A 22,837-nucleotide genomic window follows, 5' to 3' on the forward strand; every position below is an offset into this window, starting at 1 on the left:
GCAATGTTGTGCCAACGCGTTGGCAAAACATTGCCAATGTGTTGGCAAAAAGTCTCTTTTTGCTTATTAAAATAAGGTGTATTTAGCGATTATTTCTTTTCAGATAGTTATCGAAGTTTTTCTATCTGCTCTTTTTCGAAATCCAGTAGCTTCTTCTTTCTCCATATACCTCCGCCGTATCCTGTAAGAGAGCCATCAATACCGATAACCCTGTGACAAGGTAAGATGATGGATATCTTGTTTTTTCCATTGGCATTGGCTACTGCTCTTACAGAAGAAGGCTTTCCTATCAGTTCGGCTTGTTTGCCGTAAGTTGTTGTCTCTCCGTATGGAATTTTCAATAAAGAAAGCCATACTTTTTTCTGAAATTCGGTACCTGCCAAGTCCAACGGAATGTCGAAAGTTCTGCGCTTTCCTTTGAAGTATTCATCAAGTTGAGTTTTGAGTGTGTCAAAGTGCGTACTGTTTCCTTGCACAAGTGGTGCTTTAAATATTTCTTCCAATTGCCGAAGCTCTAAATCTATTAACTTATAGTCGGCAAACTCAAACATGCATATCCCTTTATTGGTAGCTGCAGTAACCATCAAACCCAATTCGGTTTCTATGTGGGTGATATATAGAACCTGTTTCTCTTTATTCTCTTTTTCCATATTGCATTTTGTTTGTTCCTTTGCAAGTTAGTTATCCGTTTGCACTAAACCCGATGTAAGCGGAAACTTTCAATCATTTCCCAAGTAAGGCTAACATGCGAATCGCCCAACGGCAGCTCTTCCCTGTTTACCCAAACAGCTTCCGTTAGTTCTTTTCCATCCAGATAGGGCGTAGTATTACCATCCACCTCAGCAAAGAAGCCCATTAACATTGATTCGGAAAAAGCCCAAGGCTGGCTTTTGTAGTAGCGTATGTTTTTTACTTTTAGTCCTACTTCTTCCATCGTTTCTCGCTTTACTGCTTCTTCAACTGTTTCGGCAATCTCTATAAACCCCGATATGAGACCATAGTGTTTGTATACCGAATTCATGTTTTTGCCTAACAACAATCTTTCTCCATCTGTAATACCTACAATTACCACAGGGTTGATACGCGGATAAATAATAGAATCACATGCTGTGCAGCACACAGCTCTTTCGTCTTCTTTGGCAACAGTAAGACTGCCACACTTGCCACAAAATTGGTTGTTCTCGTACCAGTGGCTAAGGTGCATTCCTGTGGCTGCGGCAAAACAAAGCCATTTGGGTTTATGACTTCGCAATGAACGTATATCGTGGTAGTATAAATGATTTGTTTCGGGAAGTTTGTCTTGCGAGAGGAAGAATCTCATCTCGTCAATGGCAAAGAGATAGATGTACTGCTCGTTGCCGATAGAATATGCTTCTTCTATATTGGCTACGGTAGGTAATTGCAGGTTTGTTCTATTTAACAGCACCTTGCTGTCGTTGTAAACGAGTAAAAAATCGTTTGCTTTTGGACTGAGAATCTGGTAGTCGGTATTAAGGCGATTGGGAAAAATATCTTGAATCATATTACTACGAAATTGAAACTTTGTTAGATTGCAAAAATACAGTTTTTACTAAGAAACTGTTTAATTTTTGCTTGTTCTTTTATTTAGTGCTATTTTTAGGGCGTTTATATTCTTTTTGTAACTTTGTTTATATGGACATACTCAAATACTCACAAGAAATTCAAAAAACAGCCTTCGAAATACTTGAAAACTCCAAACTAATTCAATTGTGGGAAGCTATTGGAGCCGAAGTATATATGGTTGGGTCAGCGAAAACAGGATTGCTGATACATAAGGATATCGACATCCATGTTTACACTGAAAAAGTTTCCGTTTCGGATAGTTTTTCGGTTATGGCAAAGCTTGCGGAACGGATGAATCTGACCGAGATTCAATATAAAAACGGGCTTGAAACAGAGGAGGAATGTATTGAATGGCATGCTTTGTTTGAAGACAAAAACAAGGATTGTTGGAAGTTAGACCTGATACACATCCGTAAGGGCTCTATGTACGATGGCGTGGTTGAGAAAGTAACAGATACAATAGCCGGAAAACTAACCCCCGAACTTCGTAAAACGATACTTCAAATAAAGTATGATATGCCAAAAAATGCATTGATTCCAGGGATTGAAGTGTATCATGCAGTTTTTACAGGAAACGTAAAAACATACGAAGAACTCTTACAATGGCGAAAAACAAATCCGTTAACAAACAGTCTCGGCTGGATGCCTTAATAGTATTAAATTGTTATAGTAAAAATAGATAGAATATGTATCCTAATCACCTCATTCAGCAAATTGCTTTTATAAAAGAAATCGACAAGATAAAGTATATTCAACGCAAAACAAAGTTGTTCAATAGTGATCGATGCGAAAACGATGCTGAACATTGTTGGCACTTAGCTATGATGGCAATGGTGCTGGCAGAATATGCCAACGAACCTATTGATATATTGAAAGTAGTGAAGATGGTACTCATTCACGATGTTGTAGAGATTGATGCCGGCGACACTTTCCTTTATGATACTCGGAAAAGTCACGACAATACTGCCGAAGAGCGACTTGCTGCTCAGCGAATATTTGGTTTACTGCCCAGCGAGCTTGCTGCCGAATTAATAGCCTTGTGGGAAGAGTTCGAAGCAGGCACCACCCCCGAAGCTAAGTTTGCCAAAGCAATGGATAGACTGGAACCGTTGCTGCAAAACACATCCAATCAGGGTGGTACGTGGAAAGAGTTTGATGTGAGCTATGACACGGTTTACTTCAATAAACAGGTCATAAGAAAAGGATCTGAAACTATTTGGAAGTATGCAGAGGAACTGATAAATAAAAGTGTTGAGGAAGGAATTTTGAGGAAATAGCTAAGCTTTTATTTCCTCTCTCGATTTGCTTTGCGTCACTACGTATACCCCTGCAAATATCAACAATGACGCCAGTGCTTTTGTCCACCCGAATGTTCCGATACCAATAAATACCGAAACCCCGGCTCCTACAATAGGTTGCACATAGTTATACATACTCACGATGGTAGGGCGAAGGCTTTTTTGCCCTACTACCATTAATATATAAGCAAAGAATGTACCGAACAGTACCACATAACCCACTTGCAACCAAACTTCAACAGGAAAATCTTGATTAAACGTTATAGATAAATCATTGTAAGCGATGGGGATAAAACAAATAGCGGCATAGGTAAACATCCACTTCATTAAGGTAATTACATGATAGCGTGCAATTAGTCCTTTAAAAATGGTAAGATAACAGGCGAAGCTGAACTGCGCCACGAGTACCAGTAAATCTCCCCAGATATTACCCGATGTACCCGCATCTCCATGACTGAATAGTATCAACATTACCGCACCAATAGCACCTAAAATAACACCTAATGCTTTTGTTGTTGTAATCGGCTCTTTTAAGAACAAGGCAGCCAATATCATTGTGATAATAGGGAGAAAGGTCGTTATGATAGACGCATCTACCGGTGTAGTGAGCGATAACCCGAATATAAATACGCCTTGGTTGAACACAATGCTCATTAGCGCGGCAAAGAAAATCAATAGATAATCGCGCTTACTTATTTGCTCTTTTACACCCAAAGGAGAAACAAGCCAGAAGCAAACCGCGGCACCCACCATGCGCATGGCAGCAAGAGATAAATTTGAGATGCCGGCATCCATTGCAAGCTTGCCTACAGGAGCCATGAGCCCCCATATGGCAGCGGCGACTAAAAGAGCAAGGTGAGCTTTTAAGTTTTTGAGGTTCAAGGACATTGTGCTACAGATTATGATTGGCGGCAAAAGTAAGAAATAAACAGATACCGCTTCATCTTTTCTTGTACAAATATACCCCTATAACAACCATAGTAGTTAGTATTTCGGATAGGGGCATGGCAAGCCATATACCTACCGACTCCAATAGCTTTGGCATAATGATGAAGCTTGGTATTAAAAACACGAAACCTCGTAGCAGCGCGAAAGCGGTTGCTATCTTTATTCTTTCCAGACTTTGGTAGTAACCAATAACCGATAGGTTGACAATGAAAAAGATAAACCCCACGGCAAAGTAAGGAAAACCGTCAATAGCTATTTGAGAAGAGGCGTTGCCGGGTGCAAGAAAAAGCCCTACCAAAAGGTCGGGGAAAAAGACAAAGATGCTTGTTACAATTGTTCCGCAAACGATGGCGGTAAAAAGAGATATTCTTCCCGTTGATACTACACGGGTTAATTGCTGTGCACCAAAATTATAACTGATAATGGGTTGTGCCGATTGCGCAATGGCATTGCCTACCATAAATACAAATGGAATATAATAACAACCGATGCCGAATGCACCCACACCGTCATCGCCCAGATAACGCATGAAAATCTGATTACCAACAAACATCAATGTAGCAAGTGTAGCCTCTCCCAAAAATGCCGATGACCCGATGCGACATTGGTAATTAATGTTACGAATGGAGAGCTTTAGACTGTTCTTACTCCATTTAAGAGGATGCAGGCGCAGTGTACGCGCAAAGAAAAGCAGGTAAGTAATAGCAATGACACCACCTATCACAATGCTTATGGTAGTGGCGAGAGCCGCTCCCTTTACGCCCCAACCCAACGGGAAAATAAATAACCAGTCCAGTATTACATTAACAAAAGCCGTAATCATACTACACCACATAGCCAATTGTGGAGCACCATCTAACCGGATAATAAATAGAGAAATAGCAATCCACATCTGAAAGGTCAGCGCGGGGACAAACCACAATAGATACTCTTTTACTTGGGGCAGAAGGTGTTGTGACGAACCAAGCAATAGAGCCGTTTGATCCACGAAAATCATTATAATGATAGAGGGAATAAGTGTAATTAACGTAACGAAAAATAGTGCTTGCGTTACATTAAGACGAGCTACTTTTACTTTGTTTCTTGATAAGTGTATAGATGCTACCACTGAGCTACCAAAACCTACCATCAATCCCACTCCTGTAAATAGCATTAACAGCGGAATACAAAGATTTACTGCGGCAATACCATCACTACCAACGCCATGTCCTACAAATATCCCATCAATGGCCGTAACCGCAGACATGCTGAGCATTCCTAATAGTGTAGGCACAAATAATTTTCTAAACAGAGTGGAAACTTTTAACGTTCCCAAGTCAATAGCATCTCTTTCCATATTCTTAATCTATTCAAAAAAACCGGATAAGCTGATTGGTTTTACCCAGTCATCTTATCCGGCTTTTTCTTCGCCCTCCGATGAGGTTACACAACTTTTTGGTTGTTTATTATTTCGGGCGCAAAGGTAGAATTTATGTTTGGAACATGCAAATTAAAATATCCGATACCTTGCACCAATCCGAATGGTATTCAGATATGCTTCAAAATCTCCTCCTATCCAGTCTTCATAATAGTTCTTCGAGCCGAAAGATGCTCCTGTGAAGAAGACAAACTTCTTATAGTTTACACTTAAATCAATGCGTGGACGAACATCGGAATCTATATAGCCGTCTCGCGTATTGGTAAACTTAATCTCGTGTCCACTTCCATCTTTGTATTTTCCATATTCTTTGCATTTCAGGGATTTGGCAAAGTCCAATCCAACGGTTAAATCAAATGAAATATTTTTGAGGGGAAGCCGCAACCCGATGAATGGATGTCCATTCAGGAAATGATTGTTAAGAATGGTTCTGCCGGTATTATCGCCAACAAGCGAAATCTTAGTACGCAAATCTTCATAACCAATTTCGGCTCCTACCATAAAGTAACGCAGAAAAACAAATCTGTAATTGGCACTTATACCAAATGAAGGTGTGAACTTCTTACCCATAGGAGAGTTGGTGTAGACATCGGAAGTTCCGGCAGCATTGAGGAAGGTTGTATGACCGCTTGAATTGCCAGTAAAGAATGAGTAACCCGTATTTAGTCCGATGCTAAGCTCATGATTTTGAGAAAAACTATTAAGACTAATGACTAGTAATGCAATAAATAGTAGATGTTTCTTCTTCATATATGGTTAAAACTTGATTGATTGGAAATAAAAAACCCTGATTAGAAGTAGTTTTAATTCTAATCAGGGCAAAAGTAAATATTATTTACGACTTAATACATCCGTGTATCATCAAAAATACTACCATAACGATGATATTCTGTTGTCACGCTTTGTTCTTTCAGGTAGTTTAATAACTCGATGCGTCCTTCTACACAAGGCTTGTCTGAGGCAATATGCTTACCCAGTTCGGCGGCTTTATGATAGAATTCGTCGGACAATTCGTTTGTTGTGGTACGAATGCGTTCGTACTTATCCATTTGTAGAACAAATTCTTCGTCCGTTTCTTGCTTAATGGTGAGACAAGCAAGCGAAGCTGTTTTTTGTACTAACTCATCTAACATTTCAAGCTGTGGCGGCATACTGATGTCTATCGTTGTATGGCATAAATGTGCAGCAGTGCAAACCATCATGATATCTTCCATGGTATCGTTCATGCGGACTCTGAACCCCATGTTTTTTAACGGCAGATAGCGGAATATGTTTTCTTCGCCGTAGATATGACTAACATCTCTCTCTACCGAAAACTCGTTCATGTATGCTTTGTAGTAGCTCTCGCGGGCGTATGCAAGGCGATCGCTAACAGGCTTCTCCTCGAAATTGACGAAGCAAGATACATAGTTGCTTCCTCCTGCTTTGATGCCACCACCAAATGCCGAACGTTTCATGCCACCAAAAGGCTGTCGGCGAACAATGGCACCTGTAATTCCTCTATTGATATAAAGATTGCCCGCTTCGATACTGTTCTTCCAGAGTAACTGTTCTTCTTCATTTAGACTTTGCAAGCCCGATGTCAATCCATATTCGCTACGGTTGGCATACTCAATGCCTTGCTCTAGATTGTCTATACAAACTACACTAAGTAACGGTGCAAACAGCTCATTTTCGAAAGTAAAACTACCCGGTTTTACTCCCCATTTCACAGTAGGACGGAGAATATATTTCTGCTCATCCACATACTCGGGGGCAACTAACCATGACTCACCCGGCTCCAGTTCTTCTATAGCATGATGCAATTTCTCGTTGGTATTCTCAATCATAGGGCCTACTACAGTCATTGGATCCCAAGCGCTACCGGTTCTCATACTGTATACTGCATCTTTAAGTTTGGATTTGAAAGATTCGTCATTATAAATGTTTTTAGCCAAGAAGAGTAGGGAACAAGCCGAACACTTCTGACCTGCATTACCAAATGCTGAGGCTACAATGTTGAGAATAGCATGGTCTTGGTCGCCGTTTTCGGTTACGATGATAACGTTTTTTCCACCTGTTTCGGCAGATAATGGTGTGCGTGGATTGCTCTTCAACAAACGAAAAGCAGTGTCGGTTCCGCCTGTAAGAATAGTATGTTTGATAGCAGGATGATTGGTAACGTATCCTAATGATTCTCTATCTGCAGTGCAAATCACCTGCAATGCATCCTTAGGTACACCGGCTTCCCAGAAACATTTTGCAAACTCCCAGGCAACAGGCATGGCAACCGTGGCTGGCTTCAAGATTACGGTGTTGCCACCGGCAAGTGCTGCTGCTACTCCTCCCACCGGAATAGCCAATGGGAAGTTCCAAGGGGGAATAACCAACACAATACCTTTGGCATTGTATGTTACGCTAGGTAGTTCTTCGAATGTTTTCATGCTGAGTGGATAGAATCGGCAGAAGTCAATTGCTTCAGACACCTCCACATCTCCTTCGGTAAAAGTCTTACCTGTAATGGCAGACATGCAGCCTATCAAGTCACCACGCTTGTTGGCTATGTTTATCGCTGTCTTGTGCAGTATTTCCGTACGTTTATCAAGTGGCGTAGCGCGCCATTTCGAAGCATCCTGTTCGGCTATGGTCATGATTTCCTTTACATGCTCCATAGACGATAAATAGACCTCGCAGAAGGTTACGCTGTCATTCTTACTCCTATCTTTATACGCACGTTTGTGCTCCGTTTTTATTTCTTTATCGCCAATTTGCACAGGGATGGTAAATTCTTCCGGTCGCATAGCTTCCCACTTTTTCAGTGCATCCAACGCCCATTGCCGGTTTTGTGAAAGTTCTAAGTCTGTATCCGGCTCATTGAAAAAATCGCTAATAGGCTCGTACGTAACCATTTGTGTGCGGTCTTGTGTCCTATATGGGGTTACGTTTACGCTGTCTTTCAGAGCGTATGCCTTTTCGAATTGCTCGGCAAGGAAGTGCCAATGCGGGCCATCCAATTTCAGGTTGAAGGTGTAGCTTAGGAAGTTATCTTTGCCTGTATTCTCGTCCAACCGGCGTACCAGATACGAAATAGCATTGAGGAAATGGTCGGCTTTCACTACGGGGGTATAGAGAATAATTTGCTTTTGCAGCTTACGCATCACACGTGGTAGATTATTTGCCATTCCTTCCAGCATCTCGAAAGTTACATATTCACTCACTCCGTTTTGTTCGGCAAGCAGGTGGGCATAAGCAATGGTAAAGTAATTGTGCGAAGCAACACCTACACGTACAGCTTTGATGTTTTCGGGTTGCAAAGCAATATCGAGAATGTGCATATAGTTGGCATCTACCTCTACCTTGGTAGGATATACAGGGTTTTCCCAGCCTTTAGCCGAAGAGATAACGCTCTCCATTTGTAAGTTTGCTCCCTTTACCAAACGCATCTTTAATGGTGCTCCACCTTCGGCAACGCGTTTTTTTGCGAAATCGAGTAAGCGACGTTGTAAATGCTCTGCGTCAGGAAGATAGGCTTGTATTACCACGCCTGCTTCGTAGTTCTTAAATTCGGGTTTGGAGAGTACAGCGATGAAGATATCCATCGTTAATTGAGTGTCTTTGTACTCTTCCATGTCGAGATTAACGAACTTGGCTCGTTTCTTGCCATCAGGGTCTATATAAGGATGCCTCATAGCTTCGCGGTAAACGGTAGAAACCAACTCGGTCAGTTCAGCCATATTTTGCTCGTAGCCCAATGCGCGAATTTGTGCATAGATACCCGATAACTTGATAGAAATGTAGTTAATATCCGGTTCTGCTAAGGCTTCGAGGTAATGCTCGTAACGCTTATCGGCTTCGCCATCTCCCAATACTACCTCGCCCAGTAAATTAACGTTTTGTCCGATGCGACTTTGCCAGCGACCTTTCAGGTGTTTAGTTAGTTTGGGACGCTCTTCGGCAATGATGATTTTGTTGGTTTGTTCACGCAACTTATACTTAAAGATAGGCATAGCGATGAAAGGAAACCAGTATCCAAACAGCATATAAGCCTTGATGAGTAATTGATCGAACGAATTAAAGAAAGTAGGTGTTCCGTTCTCTTTTATCAGTTCGCGAACACGCCGGTTAAGAATGGTGTTGTTGCGAATCTGTGATGATTCGTCGAGCATCTTCGAGAGAAATGTTTTATACTCAGGGGTTTGTACTAATGAAGCATACTTCTTTTGTTCTTTAACCTCTTCTTGAGTTAGTTCTTCATCGGCTTGCTTTAGAAACAGCTTCGCCCAATCAATAACATCGGTGGTTGTTACTTTTTTCATGGTTTATTCTCTATTTAAGGTATTGCTGAAAGGGTGCAATATATTAAAATAAATAGAATTAGCAATACTTTTTGATAGGAAATGTTTGTAGAACGACGAAATAATTGCTGTTCGTAGGCTTGAAATAGCCTGTTGTTTGTATGAAAAGTAACAAAAAGAAAGTTGTTTTCTCCTTATTTTCGATAAATAGCCCTCCTCAACTCTTTTTAAATAGAGGCTCAGGCACATTTGCAATGCAAAAGAAAACAGTGGTTTCTCTCCTTATGGTTGACGGGATATGCGCCTATGGACGACGGGTCGTGAGACTATGGACGACGGATCGTGAGACTATGGACGACGGATCGTGAGACTATGGCTGAGGGGAGATGAGACTAAGGCGCGTCATCTGGTGTATACTACCCTGTATTCTTGAATAGCAAGGGTGTCTTGTTCTCTTAAACCCAAATCGGCAGAGTAATCAAATTCATTGTAGAGACTACCCTCGGATATCCATGATCTGTTTACATATTTGTATGTCAGAATTCCTAATTCAATGCGACGGTAATGGCCATAACCAACTCGTATCTCGGGTGCAGCTTGTCCAATAATTTGATACCCCATGTAAATAGGTGTATAGGATGAACTTTTGTATTTAAGAAAACGTATTGGAATATCATTTTCGTTTTTTGGGAAGTATATTGGACTTGCAGACGTAAAATAGATTTTTTTTTCCTGCTTCTCAATACCATACTTAAAAGAATCATAGGAAAAAGAGGCACTATCACTAGAGTGGAATCTTACGTACCCAAAATCCCAATCCGGGTCCCAATGCATATAGCGTGCATTGGCTGTGAATTTTTCAATGACTCTTTTATCAGTAATCTCTTTATTGCCAACAAACATTCTTGTTCTCCCCGCCTTAGCTCCTTTGGTAGGGTAAAGTGTATTAGGTAGAGATGAATCTTCATCATTATTACACGAAAGGATAATTCCAGAAAATAGTATTAATAGTAAATAGCCGGTCGTTTTCATATTCTTTAAAATTTGGTTAAACAAAGTGTTTCAAAAGGTCAAAAAAGATAGACCAATACAAATGTATAAATAAAATAGGAATACAACCTGATTGAATATAAAAATCGCGCAACCTCTGTTAAAAGATTGCGCGATTATTCTTAATTTATAATAAGTTCAACAATTCTTAGAACATGGTGTCTTTCGTGTTGAACAATCTTCTTTCATTTAAGCGAACCACTTTGCCGAATTTATTCAAGTCTTCTACTTTGATGTTTTTAGGATTACCCATGATAGCAATAACAATGGGTTTGTCTTTTACTGTTTCTTTGTAGAATTTCACAATATCTTCGAAAGTAAGTGCGTCAATCTTAGGTAAGTTCTCGATGGCAGGGTCTTGATCGTAGCCCATTCTTCTGAGAGATTGATAAACCTGCGATTTGTATCTAAAGCTTGGATGCGTTGTTAATACTTCCTGGCGCATGTAGCTCTTAATGTTATCAATACGGTCTGCGTTTTCGGGCATGTTGCGCAATAAATCCATGTAAATGGTAAGCGCTTCGATAGCCTTGTCGTTTTGTGTTCCGATGCTTCCTAAGAAACATGTTGGGTGTCCTAGCAGAGCAGGAGTAGCAATAGAACCACCGGCGGTGTAAACCATTGAGCGTTTTTCGCGTAGTTCGGTTAATACCAATCCGTTAAAGCTACCCGAAAAGTATTGATAGAAAGCATCGCGCAATACATCATCTTCTTTTTTATACTCGCTTGTTGGCATAAAGAACATAATCTGTGCTTGCTCTACATCACTATTTGGTAAGAAGTAAACGGTGTTTTCTGTTACTTCAACAAAAGGTTTTACTTGTGGCGAATTTGATGGACGCTCATTAGCAACCAGCGGCAAGTTCAAACTTAATATCTGATAAACATCATCTAACGGCAATGTACCGGTATAATGAATCTCTGCTTCGTAGTTGGATGCACGATTGATGTCTCCCGTTAACTTAGAAATTTGTAATTCAATAATTTCTTTATCGGTTATCTCATCAATAAAATCAGATTTATTTTGATAGCGGATGTACTCTCTTAGTGCATTTGCCAGTGATGACGGGTCTTCTTTACGAACAGACCTGCTACTTAATATACTACCAATACTGTTGTTCAATTGCTTTTCGTCCAACTGGGGCATTAATATCTGGCGAGATAATAGTTGGCAAGCTTCTGCCAAATTTGTTTCATAACCCGACATGCTGATTGTTAGATAATCATCTGAAGCGCTTACACGGCTGGTAACATGTAGTTTACTGAACTCTTCTTTCAATTCTTGCGGAGTGAAAGCACCCATTATACCGGCATTGTTCATTAGGTTGGCGGCAATACCCAGTTGTGGCAATTCGCGTGTTCCTACACCATAACGAAGAATCAAGCTAAATACTTCATTCTCTTTATTTTGAGTGTAGAAGAATTTAGATTTTTCATTGATTGGTTTTGTTTGTACTTCATCGAAGTTCATGAAGTTTTCGCTTACCTTACCAATTGGCATGTTTTTGAACTGTTGTGCATATAAAGATTGCTGACCTTGTGGAGATTCAACAGCCTTAAAACCGGGCTTCTCTAATTTTTCTTTCTTATGGTCTTTCCCTTTTTCAGTATGAATGGCAAGGAAGTTTCCTGTTAAGTATTCTTTAGCTACACGCTTAATATCTTCAATGGTTACTGCCATTACCTCTTCTTTATAACCAAGAGCAGTACCTAAATCCACTTCATTAACAAAGGCATCAAACAGTATATTGGCCTTTTGCGATTCAGATTCCATGCCTAAGTCAAATAGGCGGCACATCTCTATTTTTATAGCATCTACAGTCCATTGCTCAAAGTCACCATTTACAATCTTTTCCATGGATTTCAGAAGTTTCCTTTCTGTAGCTCTGTTTGATTCATATCTACGTTGATTCCTGTCATAGAATGGAGTTGCCGATACAAGACATCTTCCTTGTTCGCGTAGTGAAAGTGGATAACCATAGGCAGAAAGTAATTCACCATCAATAACTAACTTATCGAGCGTACCTGTGCGGCTACTGTTGCTTAACAGTGACATCGCAATCTCCAATGCTCTTTCATCTGGATGACCTTTAGGAATTCCTTTGAAGATTAAATTCACACTTGGACTCATGCCTATTTTAGCACTGTGTTGTACGCGTCCTTTTATTTCTAAATCAGGGTATGTTTTGCGTTCAGGAGTAGGTTTTGCTGCTAAACGACCGAAACTGGCGTTGATACGACCACTAACTTCTTGTGCTTTAACATTGCCGACTAAGATTAATACCATATTTTCGGGTACGTACCAATCTTCATAGAACTTGATTAATTCGCTGATACGTGGGTTTTTTAGATGTTCGGGTAAACCAAGTACTGCACGAGAATAGGGGTGACCTTCGAATGCTTTGCTTAATACAAAGTTAGACACAGCTCTGTATTGGTTGTCTACAAAACGGTTGTACTCTTCGTAAACAGTTTCCAATTCTGTTTGGAAAGTACGGAATACAGGGTTGAGTAAGCGTTGAGAAGAAATCTCCAACCATTTGTTTATTTGGTATGCAGGGAAAGAGTTATAGTATACAGTATAATCATAGATTGTACCGGCATTTACGTCCTTACCACCCATACTTTCCATAAGGTTCGAAAACTCATTAGAAACGCTGTGTTGTGCCTGTTGAATTGTTAACTCGTTGATTTCTTTGTTAATGGCTTCTTTCTTTGCAGGGTCTGTAGCTTCGGCCATTTCATCATATTTAGCTATGATTTGCTTATAGATTGGTTCTTCTTTCTGCCAATCTAATGTTCCGATTTTCTCGGTTCCTTTAAATAGGAGGTGTTCCAGATAATGCGCTAATCCGGTGTATTGCTCAGGGTCGTTAACGGAGCCCGCGCGTACGCCTACCATACCGTATACGTCGGATTGTTCACTGTCTTCCCATATATATACGGAAAGCCCGTTTTTTAGCTTAAAAGCTTTTAGCCCTTGTCCATATGTTGGAGCTGTAATGGCTAAGATTGCAAGAAGAAATAAATACTTGATTGCTTTCATAAAAGTTCTTAAAATAGTGTTTTTACTTTATATGACGACAAATGTAGAAAAAAATCACAAGGTTATGTTGCGGAGATGTAAAAAAGTCATAGGGACATGAACAACAAAAGCATCTTGCTACTTAGTCACTAAGGAGCAAGATGTCTTTTGTTAAGGGTCTTAAAAACTCAGCTTAAATGTTTTGTTGATATTATTCCCTGCAAATATATGCGTGTAAGAAGTTTACAGCCAGTCCTTTTTGTCGGATTGGGTAACCTATAATTCTTTTTTTGCATATATTTGTACTTAATTGTATCTTAAATGAATTAAAAATGAAGAAAATTATGATTGCTATTTCACTTGCTGCTGTAGTTAGTGCTTGTGATTCTCCTTCTAAGAAGGGGGCTGATGTGAATCCGTTTTTTACGGAGTACACCACACCATATGGAATACCTCCTTTTGAAGATATAAAGTTTGAACATTATATGCCGGCTTTCTTGAAAGGGATGGAAGAAGGAAGAGCAGAAATAAATGCGATTTGTCAAAATCCGGAAGCACCGACATTCGAGAATACAATTGTTGCAATGGACGAATCCGGAAAATTGTTACGTAAGGTTTCCTCTGTGTTTTATGGACTTACTTCTGCCAATACAACTGCCCAGCTAGATACTTTAAGCAAGGAAATATCTCCTCTGACTTCGACATATAGTGATGATATTTGGCTTAATCCTGTGTTGTTTGCACGTGTTAAAGCTGTTTATGAAAAGAAGAATGAGCTTGGTTTGGATAAGGAGCAGACAAAATTGCTTGAAGAAACCTACAAAAATTTTATAAGAGGTGGGGCTAATCTTCCCGAAGAAAAGCAAGCTATTCTTCGTAAATTGAACTCGGATCTTTCTATGTCGCAAATTGTTTTTGGACAAAATATGCGTAATGAAGAAGCTGCATATAAACTAGTTGTTGATAGTGAAAAAGACTTGGCCGGACTTACAAGTACTCAAATAGCCAATGCAGCAAAAGCAGCTGAAGCAGCTGGATTAAAAGGCAAATGGGTGTTTACTTTGCACAAACCAAGTGTACTCCCTTTCTTGCAAAATGCCGAAAACCGTTCGTTGAGAGAGGAAATATTTAATGCTTATATTAATAGAGGTAATAATGACAATGGTAATGACAACAAAAAAGCTGTTAAAGAATTAATTGCCAAACGCCTTGAAAAAGCAGCGCTAATGGGTTATGATGACTATGCTTCTTTCGTTCTGGAAGATAGAATGGCAAAGAACTCAAAGAGTGTATTTGATTTATTGGATGAATTATGGACACCCGCTTTGAAGAAGGCAAAGGAAGAGCTTGCTGATATTCAAAAAGAAATAGATAAGAACGGAAAGAATTTCAAAGCAGAAGGTTGGGACTGGTCGTATTATTTTGAACGGGCAAAGAAAGCTAAATATGATTTGGATGATAGTCAAATACGTCCTTATCTGAAACTCGAAAATGTACGCGATGGCGTGTTCTATGTATCCAATAAATTGTATGGAGTAACATTTACTCCATTGAAGAATGTTCCATTGCCACACCCTGATGCCGAAGCTTTCGACTGTAAAGATAAAGATGGTACTCACTTGGGCGTGTTGTTTATGGACTACTTCCCACGCGCTAACAAAAAAAGTGGCGCTTGGTGTGGTAGCTATCGTTCGCAAGGATATGAAAATGGTAAAAAGATTACTCCACTTGTTACCGTTGTGTGCAATTTTAGTCAACCTGCCGAAGGACAACCCGCGCTACTTAACGCAGATGAAGCCGAAACTCTTTTCCATGAGTTCGGTCATGCGTTGCACGGATTATTCAAAGATGTAAACTATAAAGGGGTAGGAGGTGTACCACGTGACTTTGTGGAACTTCCCTCGCAGGTAATGGAGCATTGGGCTTTTGAACCCGAAGTGCTGAAAGTATATGCCAAGCACTATGAAACAGGAGAGATGATTCCTGCCGAGTTGATAGAGAAAATGAGCCAAAGCGGGAAGTACGGACAAGGATTTGCAACAACAGAATACCTGGCTGCTTCTTACCTAGATATGGATTTTCATGTATTGAAAGATGTATCAGCCGACTTTGATGTACTGGCTTTTGAACAAAAAGTGCTGGGTGCGCGTGGATTGTTGACACAAATTCCTCCACGTTACCGTACTACTTATTTCAACCACACAATGGGTGGAGGTTATACTGCTGGTTATTATAGTTATATTTGGGCAGAAGTGCTTGACTGTGACGCATATCAGGCTTTTGTTGAAACGGGCGACTTGTTCAATCAGGAAGTTGCTCAGAAATTCCGTAAGTATGTACTAACTCCGGGCGGTATTGATGATGCGATGGATATGTATATAAACTTCCGTGGAAAGAAGCCGGGTACGGATGCCTTATTGAAAAACAGAGGACTCAAGTAACATTTGTTATAAAAGATGCAGATATAGAGGGAGCGGTTGTATTGACTGCTCCCTTTTTTATGATGTTGTTTGTCGTTTTTTACCTACAAGTTTGCAAAAATTTGTATAATTCAATAAATCTTTATATCTTGTCGAAAATTCTAACATAATAGCAATAAGCAATTTGCTAACAAAACAACTATTTTATGGAAAATCAAGAGTACCCCACAAGAAATCAATCGTTAATGACTGTTGGTGATTGGTTGATTACATTAATTTTAATAGCAATTCCCTTAGTTGGAATTATCATGTTGCTGGTGTGGGCATTTAGCAGTAGCACTCCCGTTAGTAAGGCTAATTTTGCCAAAGCTTCATTAATCCTCATGGTTGTAGGATTTATCTTAATATTTATATTCTACGGTGCATTGGCTGCACTGTTTGTTGCCGGAATAAATTAGTAATCAACAACATTTCGCATGAGTTCAAAGAATACGGCTTATACTAAGTATAGGCTGATTAATAATGCCATATTAATAGGAATACACGTTGTTGTGATAATTCTCTTCGTGATAGTTATCCTTTAACCCCTATTTCCTGAACGCTTTTGTGGCACACTCATAACCTTCTTTGTAGAGGGCTGTGAGTTTTGTGGCATCTTTTTCCATCCTGTCTACTACGACCGGTTGTTCGGGGCGTATTACAGTAATTGTACCCTCGTCTTCCATACGCTCCACCATTTCTAGCTGGGCATTGTAAACAATGCTTCGCATGTTTAACGCATGGCGCAGGTTAGGATATTTCCTATAAATAAAGGAAGGAACCTTGATGTCTTTGCTTTGTTTGCGATATCCGCGGTTTCGGGTAAGTACTACCACGTTATTTGTAAACCCGTCATCAATAGCGCGTTGTAAAGGAATGGAATCTACAATGCCTCCATCGAGCATAGGTATGCCATCTACATAGGTAATAGGACAAACAATCGGGAGACTGCTCGATGCTTTTACAATATCGATAACCCTCTTTTTATCTTGCTTCTCTTCAAAATAATTGGCTTCGCCGGTAATGCAGTTGGTGGTAATCATTACATAACGTTCGGGCGAAGCGAAGTAAGCTTCGTAGTCATAAGGCAGTATATGTTCGGGGAATTCCGTAAAGAGTAGATCGAAATCCATGATGTTTCGCTTCTTGAGCAAGTGTTTTAATCCGATATATTTGTACTTCTCCAACAAATCTATATTGCTGTATTTAGCTCTGCCTCGCTGCCCTGACATATAGGATAGTCCGTTGCATGCACCGGCGGAAACACCTATCGTATATGGAAAACGTATGTTGTGGTCCATCAGGTAATCGAGTACACCGGAAGTGAAAACACCACGCATGCCCCCTCCCTCAAGTACCAAGCCAGACTTCTCGTTCAAAATAATCTCTCTCATGTAACTCGCTTTTGTTGCCCTACAAAAGTACCAAAAAAAAGTTATTCACATTTTTTCTACAAGGAAGAAGTCCGTTTTTTATAGATAAACTATATCTTTGTGATATAATAAAAACTATTTTTTTATGAAAAGAGCACTAATTGCAGTTACACTTTGCGCATTTATCTTAGGAGTTAATGCACAAGAGAAACCAAAGGATGGTTTTGAATTTACCACCGTAAAAGAACTTGCTATCACCCCGATTAAGAATCAAAACCGTTCCAGTACGTGCTGGAGTTTTTCGGGTTTGGCACTCCTTGAATCTGAATTGCTTCGCATGGGGAAAGGTGAGTATGATCTTGCCGAAATGTTTGTGGTGCATCATACAATGCTCGACCGCGCTGAGAGATATGTACGTTTACATGGCGAAGGCTCATTTAGCCCGGGTGGAAGTTCGGAAGATGTTGTTTATTGTTTGAAGCATTACGGTATAGTTCCTCAAGAAGCTATGGAAGGAATAATGTATGGCGACACACTGCCTATCCACTCCGAAATAGATGCGGTTGCCGGTGGTTATGTTAATGCTATTGCTAAAGGAAGACATGCAAAACTCACTCCAGTATGGAAAAATGGTCTTACGGCTATTTATGATACATACCTAGGCGCTTGTCCGGAGAAGTTTACATATAAAGGAAAAGAATACACTCCTAAATCATTTGCCGCCTCTTTGGGACTTAACGCAGACGATTATGTTTCTTTAGCTTCATTCACTCATCATCCTTTCTATACGCAGTTTGCTGTAGAAGTGCCCGATAATTGGCGTAACGGCTTGTCGTGGAATCTGCCAATTGACGAACTTATTGCTGTTATAGACAATGCCATAGCTAAAGGATATACCCTTATGTGGGCTGCCGATGTAAGCGAAGTTGGTTTTAGTCGCGACGGTATTGCCGTGGCTCCTAATATGGAAAACACAGAACTAACCGGTTCGGATATGGCACGTTGGACGGGCTTAACCCCTGCCGATAAGAAGAAAGAGGCAACTGCAAGACCATTGCCCGAAAGAGAAATTACGCAGGAAATACGTCAAATGGCGTACGATAATTGGGAAACAACCGACGATCACGGTATGCTTATCTATGGTATAGCCAAAGACCAAAATGGTAAAGAGTACTACATGGTTAAAAATTCTTGGGGAACCAATAATAAGTACAAGGGAACATGGTATGCTTCTAAAGCATTTACGAAGTATAAAACCATGAACATCCTGTTGCATAAAGATGCCATACCGGCAGATGTAAAGAAGAAGCTCGGGATTAAATAATCCCTTCCAGCATACTAATAGATAGAGGCGCGTCAAGAGATGTGCCTCTTTTTATTTATGATTCTCTATATTTATCCTAATCTACGAAACGGCTTATTTCATCGGCATATCCGTGTTTCTGTTTATGTTATTCGGTGCTTTTGCCAATGGGCTTCTAATTGTCTTGATTAGTAAATATTATTTATATCCACAAAACATCTCGCAAACTGCCACTTACAAATGCTGCATTTGTCGTAATCGAAATGCAGCATTTCGATTAAGTGGTTTGCTGCATTTCGAAGTTATCAAATGCTGCATTTACAAAAACCTCTCCACAGTGCCTTCTGGGAGGGGTTGTTTGTAAATAAATTGCAGTTTTTACAAGTTTGTTTGCAATAGAAAATTAAGATAATATTTTACATACTTACCCTTCTCTTTTAGCATATCCTCGAAATTGCTATTTGCAACGCAAGGGCATTACAGTGCGAAAACGTTTATTTACCATTTCAAAAGCGCAATATGTCTTGTTGAAATCATGAATAAACACTATATTTACCTCTCTTTAAACTAATAGATATGGAAGAGCCTCAGGTAAAGGTAGAGGTGTGCGTTGACTCTATTGCGTCGGCAATGACAGCGCAGGCATGTGGTGCTTGGCGCGTAGAATTTTGCGATAATATGAGCGAAGGCGGAACCACACCATCGGTTGGTCAAATTGCGGAACTGCGCAATGCGCTGAATATAAATTTGAATGTCATTATCAGACCACGCGGAGGCGACTTCGTTTATAGTGAAGAAGAATTCTCGGCAATGTGTAAGGACATAGAAATGTGCGGAGAAAATAAATGTGATGGCGTGGTTATAGGTATGCTTACACCCGATGGCAGTGTGGATATGGTACGTTGTAATGTGTTGGCAGAGATAGCGCGTACCTATAAAATGAGCGTAACCTTTCATCGTGCGTTTGATGTTTGCAATAACCAGGAAGAAGCTTTGGAAAATATTATCACTTTAGGGTGCGACCGCTTGCTTACTTCGGGCGGAAAAGCCACAGCCGAAGAAGGGGTGGAAACTCTGAAGAAACTAATAAAACAAGCTGCCGGGCGAATCATCATTATGCCCGGTTCGGGGGTAACTCCCGGAAATGCAACAAATATAATAACCCGTACCGGATGCAAGGAAATTCACGGTACTTTTCGCAGTAAGTACGAAAGCCACCTTAAACATCCTGCTTGGGCAGATTACTCGCGCTATCTTACCGATCCGGACAAAGTAAAGGCAGTTGTCGACGCCACTAAATCCTTAAAACTGTAATCTACATAAATAATGTGCTATGAAATCAATTCGTATCCTTTTAGTGTCTTGCCTGGCACTGCTGTTCGCCTCGTGTGGCGGAGAAAAACATTTCCTTACCGACAGTAAATACCGTACCCGTGTACACAAAGATTTCTTGGAGCGCAAGGAGTTGGCTGCGGGAAGAAGTGAAGTCCTCTTTGGCGTTATGGATTCTTCGCTAACCACGGAACAGCGCGAAGCATTGGAATTTCTCTATGCCTATATGCCACTTTGCGATTTGTCGGAGTATAACGGTGAGTATTTCCTTCGGCAAGTAGACGGTGCGTTTCGGGCACGCGATTATTTCTCGTGGGGTAGTAGTATGCCCGAAGAAGTGTTCCGCCATTTTGTATTGGTATATCGTGTAAATAACGAATATATGGACGATGCCCGTGATGTTTTCTTTGACTTATTGAAGGATAGGGTGAAAGACCTTTCTATGTACGATGCCGCTCTCGAAGTAAACCATTGGTGTCATGAACTGGTTACATATCGTGCAACAGACGCGCGCACTTCCGCACCACTCGCCTTGATGAAAACATCATGGGGTCGTTGTGGAGAAGAATCTACCTTCACCACCACCGCACTTCGGGCAGTGGGCATTCCTGCCCGTCAGTGTTATACGCCACGTTGGGCGCATACTGATAATAACCATGCGTGGGTAGAAGTTTGGATAGATGGCAAGTGGCAATACCTCGGTGCTTGCGAACCCGAGCCCAAGTTGAACGTAGCTTGGTTCGATGGCCCGGTAAAACGTGCTATGATGACGCATACCACTGTGTATGGAGAGTATAACGGTCCCGAAACAAAAAATGTGGAAACACCGCTTTATTCTGTTATTAATACATTGACTAACTACACCAATACCCGCATGGCGCACGTTGAGATACTCGATACTGATGGTAACCATGTGGCAGGCGCAAAGGTGCAATTCAAGATTTATAACTACGCTCAGCTCTATCCGTTGGTAACAATGGCGAGTGATGAAAACGGACGTGCCATTCTTGAAACTGGAATGGGAGATGTAATGGTATGGGCCTCTAAAGACGGGAAGTATGGCTATGCCAAATCTTCGCCTGGTGATGACACCGTTGCTGTGGTGTTGGATAAGACTCCCGGTGCGGATTATACTGAGGATTATTCCATTGCTGCTCCTAAGGAACAACCCTTTGAGGAGCTTCCGACAGAGTTGGTTGCCGGCAATGCGGTTCGCTTGGCATACGAGGACTCCATACGCAATGCTTATATGGCTACTTTCCCAAAAGAAGAATATGCGGCTATCATTGCCACGGAAACAGGACTATCACACGAGGTTGTTTGGAAAACCATTTTTGCTTCGCAAGGCAACTGGCAAGAGATAGAAAAGTTCTTGCGTAAAGAGAAGTCACATCCTGAACTGAACGCTTTTCTTGCTTCCTTGCGCGATAAAGATTTGCGAGATACGCCAGCCCATTACTTAAGCGATCATTTGAATACGCAACGGGGCGCTGCTGCAGATATCCCTAAAGAGTTGTATGCGACTACCGTACTTTCGCCACGCATCGGCTATGAACTGATTCAGCCATGGAGAGGATATTTCAATCGCTTTTTTGATGCCAATCCGCAAATAGCTACGGTCGAAGATATCATAAAGTATGTCAACTCCTCTATTATAATAAGGAATGAGGATAACTACTACAATTGTCGTCAAAATCCGCAGGGTGTACACGAACTGAAGGTTGCCGACAACCGTTCGCGGGATATTTATTTTGTAGCATTGTGCCGCTCTTTTGGTTGCCCCTCAAGGCTCGATCCGGCAACTGCCCGCCCGCAATACTGGCGCAATGAGTGGATTGACGTTCTGTTTGATACCGAAGAGATTATAAGCGAGGCGACACCCAAAGGAAATCTAACTTTGTTGAGCCATCCTACAAATGTTATAAAACCGGCGTACGAAACACACTTTACGCTGGCACGCTTTGAAGATGGAGACTTTCAGGTTCTAAAACTGGATGACGCTGCAATATTCGGTAAGTTTCCGGCAACAATTTCTCTCAACGAAGGTTACTATCGCCTTTTTGTAGGCAGTCGTGCTAATAATGGCTCAACGGCTATTGCTACACAATACTTTAGCATAGCTCCCGACAAACCGCAGACACTTACCGTGAAACTTCCCGAACTCGAAGGGCTACTCTTTGTAAAAGGTGTGGTAGATATGAATTCCATTGTTTATCTTATGGACAATACCAAAACCACACTCAAAGAATTGGGTAAAGGTAAGGGTGCCATTCTTATTTTTGCCGATCCGGACAAAGAACCTACCAAGCATATTTTGCAAGACTTCCCAGCAGAGAAAGAGGAAATAGAAGCATGGGGTGGGGCGGTAGTAATGCTTGTTCCTGATGATAAGATGACCAAAGCCTTTGCCCCCAATCGTTTTGCAAACCTGCCTGCACAGACAGTTTGGGCTAAAGATGATGGCCGCTTGCTGTTGAAAGCTGCTGCTGAGGCGGCTCAGGTACAGTTTACAAACAACTTCCCATTGGCACTGTATCTTACCAATAATGGTGGAACGGTATATTCTTCGGTAGGATATAGCATTGGAATACCATCGGATATCGTGAAAATAATAAAACTGGAGGCGCAATCTAAGAAGTAAGAAACCATTGAAAGATTGCGCAAAAGTCTTAATAATGTGCATTTTTTTGGTTTATTTCTTTGTGGAACAAAGGGTTTGTTTAATTTTGCATCCGGTAAAATAATTACTAAAATACTAATACCAAATAACAAAG

The 22,837-nt window shown here is 40.8% G+C and carries 16 protein-coding genes; 7 read left to right on the forward strand and 9 right to left on the reverse strand.

Translation table 11 applies throughout. From position 1 onward, the window contains the following. Positions 1 to 107: 107 nt before the first annotated feature. Positions 108 to 650: a methylated-DNA--[protein]-cysteine S-methyltransferase gene (locus D0T50_RS11235; RefSeq protein ID WP_163223626.1), complete on the reverse strand. Its 543-nt coding sequence runs from the start codon at positions 648 to 650 to the stop codon at positions 108 to 110. 44 nt (positions 651 to 694) lie between these two features. Then, positions 695 to 1,522 carry an NAD(+) diphosphatase gene (nudC, locus tag D0T50_RS11240; protein ID WP_163223627.1) on the reverse strand — a complete coding sequence of 276 codons (828 nt, stop codon included), beginning with the start codon at positions 1,520 to 1,522 and terminating at the stop codon, positions 695 to 697. A 131-nt stretch (positions 1,523 to 1,653) separates the two neighbouring features. Here nudC and D0T50_RS11245 point away from each other — a divergent pair, with 131 nt between their 5' ends. Next, on the forward strand, positions 1,654 to 2,235 hold the full coding sequence (locus D0T50_RS11245; protein ID WP_163223628.1) for a phosphoglycerate mutase family protein: 582 nt from the start codon (positions 1,654 to 1,656) through the stop codon (positions 2,233 to 2,235). Positions 2,236 to 2,270: 35 nt separating this feature from the next. Continuing rightward, positions 2,271 to 2,861 (forward strand): HD family hydrolase, encoded by a 591-nt coding sequence (locus D0T50_RS11250; RefSeq protein ID WP_163223629.1) that lies wholly within the window; start codon positions 2,271 to 2,273, stop codon positions 2,859 to 2,861. Here D0T50_RS11250 and D0T50_RS11255 read toward each other — a convergent pair whose 3' ends face one another. The 6 genes from D0T50_RS11255 to D0T50_RS11280 form a co-directional block, all read right to left on the reverse strand. Beyond that, complete coding sequence (locus tag D0T50_RS11255) at positions 2,862 to 3,770, reverse strand: DMT family transporter (RefSeq protein WP_203558228.1); 909 nt, start codon at positions 3,768 to 3,770, stop codon at positions 2,862 to 2,864. Between the two features lie 52 nt (positions 3,771 to 3,822). Continuing rightward, the gene (locus tag D0T50_RS11260; protein WP_163223630.1) at positions 3,823 to 5,166 is read right to left on the reverse strand and encodes an MATE family efflux transporter; all 1,344 of its coding nucleotides are present in this window, start codon (positions 5,164 to 5,166) and stop codon (positions 3,823 to 3,825) included. Positions 5,167 to 5,319: 153 nt separating this feature from the next. Beyond that, positions 5,320 to 5,997 carry a hypothetical protein gene (locus tag D0T50_RS11265; RefSeq protein ID WP_163223631.1) on the reverse strand — a complete coding sequence of 226 codons (678 nt, stop codon included), beginning with the start codon at positions 5,995 to 5,997 and terminating at the stop codon, positions 5,320 to 5,322. Between the two features lie 92 nt (positions 5,998 to 6,089). Continuing rightward, positions 6,090 to 9,542: a bifunctional proline dehydrogenase/L-glutamate gamma-semialdehyde dehydrogenase gene (locus tag D0T50_RS11270; RefSeq protein WP_163223632.1), complete on the reverse strand. Its 3,453-nt coding sequence runs from the start codon at positions 9,540 to 9,542 to the stop codon at positions 6,090 to 6,092. A gap of 381 nt (positions 9,543 to 9,923) precedes the next feature. After that, positions 9,924 to 10,553 (reverse strand): hypothetical protein, encoded by a 630-nt coding sequence (locus D0T50_RS11275; RefSeq protein WP_163223633.1) that lies wholly within the window; start codon positions 10,551 to 10,553, stop codon positions 9,924 to 9,926. Between the two features lie 166 nt (positions 10,554 to 10,719). Continuing rightward, a complete protein-coding gene (locus tag D0T50_RS11280; RefSeq protein WP_163223634.1) occupies positions 10,720 to 13,617 on the reverse strand; it encodes a pitrilysin family protein in 2,898 nt (965 codons plus the stop codon). Between the two features lie 311 nt (positions 13,618 to 13,928). Between D0T50_RS11280 and D0T50_RS11285 the strand changes: the two genes are divergently transcribed. Both D0T50_RS11285 and D0T50_RS11290 read left to right on the forward strand, forming a co-directional pair. Beyond that, positions 13,929 to 16,037, forward strand: a complete 2,109-nt coding sequence (locus tag D0T50_RS11285) for a M3 family metallopeptidase (RefSeq protein WP_163223635.1) — start codon at positions 13,929 to 13,931, stop codon at positions 16,035 to 16,037. A 185-nt stretch (positions 16,038 to 16,222) separates the two neighbouring features. Further along, positions 16,223 to 16,474 carry a hypothetical protein gene (locus tag D0T50_RS11290; protein WP_163223636.1) on the forward strand — a complete coding sequence of 84 codons (252 nt, stop codon included), beginning with the start codon at positions 16,223 to 16,225 and terminating at the stop codon, positions 16,472 to 16,474. 129 nt (positions 16,475 to 16,603) lie between these two features. On the opposite strand, the gene D0T50_RS11295 is transcribed toward D0T50_RS11290, so the two are convergent. Continuing rightward, the gene (locus D0T50_RS11295) at positions 16,604 to 17,449 is read right to left on the reverse strand and encodes a patatin family protein (RefSeq protein ID WP_203558229.1); all 846 of its coding nucleotides are present in this window, start codon (positions 17,447 to 17,449) and stop codon (positions 16,604 to 16,606) included. A gap of 124 nt (positions 17,450 to 17,573) precedes the next feature. Here D0T50_RS11295 and D0T50_RS11300 point away from each other — a divergent pair, with 124 nt between their 5' ends. The 3 genes from D0T50_RS11300 (at position 17,574) to D0T50_RS11310 (ending at position 22,704) form a co-directional block, all read left to right on the forward strand. Continuing rightward, positions 17,574 to 18,752, forward strand: coding sequence for an aminopeptidase C (locus tag D0T50_RS11300; RefSeq protein ID WP_163223637.1), 1,179 nt, complete (start codon positions 17,574 to 17,576; stop codon positions 18,750 to 18,752). A 555-nt stretch (positions 18,753 to 19,307) separates the two neighbouring features. Then, the gene (locus tag D0T50_RS11305; RefSeq protein WP_163223638.1) at positions 19,308 to 20,045 is read left to right on the forward strand and encodes a copper homeostasis protein CutC; all 738 of its coding nucleotides are present in this window, start codon (positions 19,308 to 19,310) and stop codon (positions 20,043 to 20,045) included. Positions 20,046 to 20,064: 19 nt separating this feature from the next. Further along, positions 20,065 to 22,704, forward strand: a complete 2,640-nt coding sequence (locus D0T50_RS11310) for a transglutaminase-like domain-containing protein (protein ID WP_163223639.1) — start codon at positions 20,065 to 20,067, stop codon at positions 22,702 to 22,704. The last annotated feature ends 133 nt before the right edge of the window (positions 22,705 to 22,837 follow it).

This window comes from Bacteroides sp. 214 (assembly GCF_010501015.1).
Classification (GTDB): domain Bacteria; phylum Bacteroidota; class Bacteroidia; order Bacteroidales; family Bacteroidaceae; genus Bacteroides.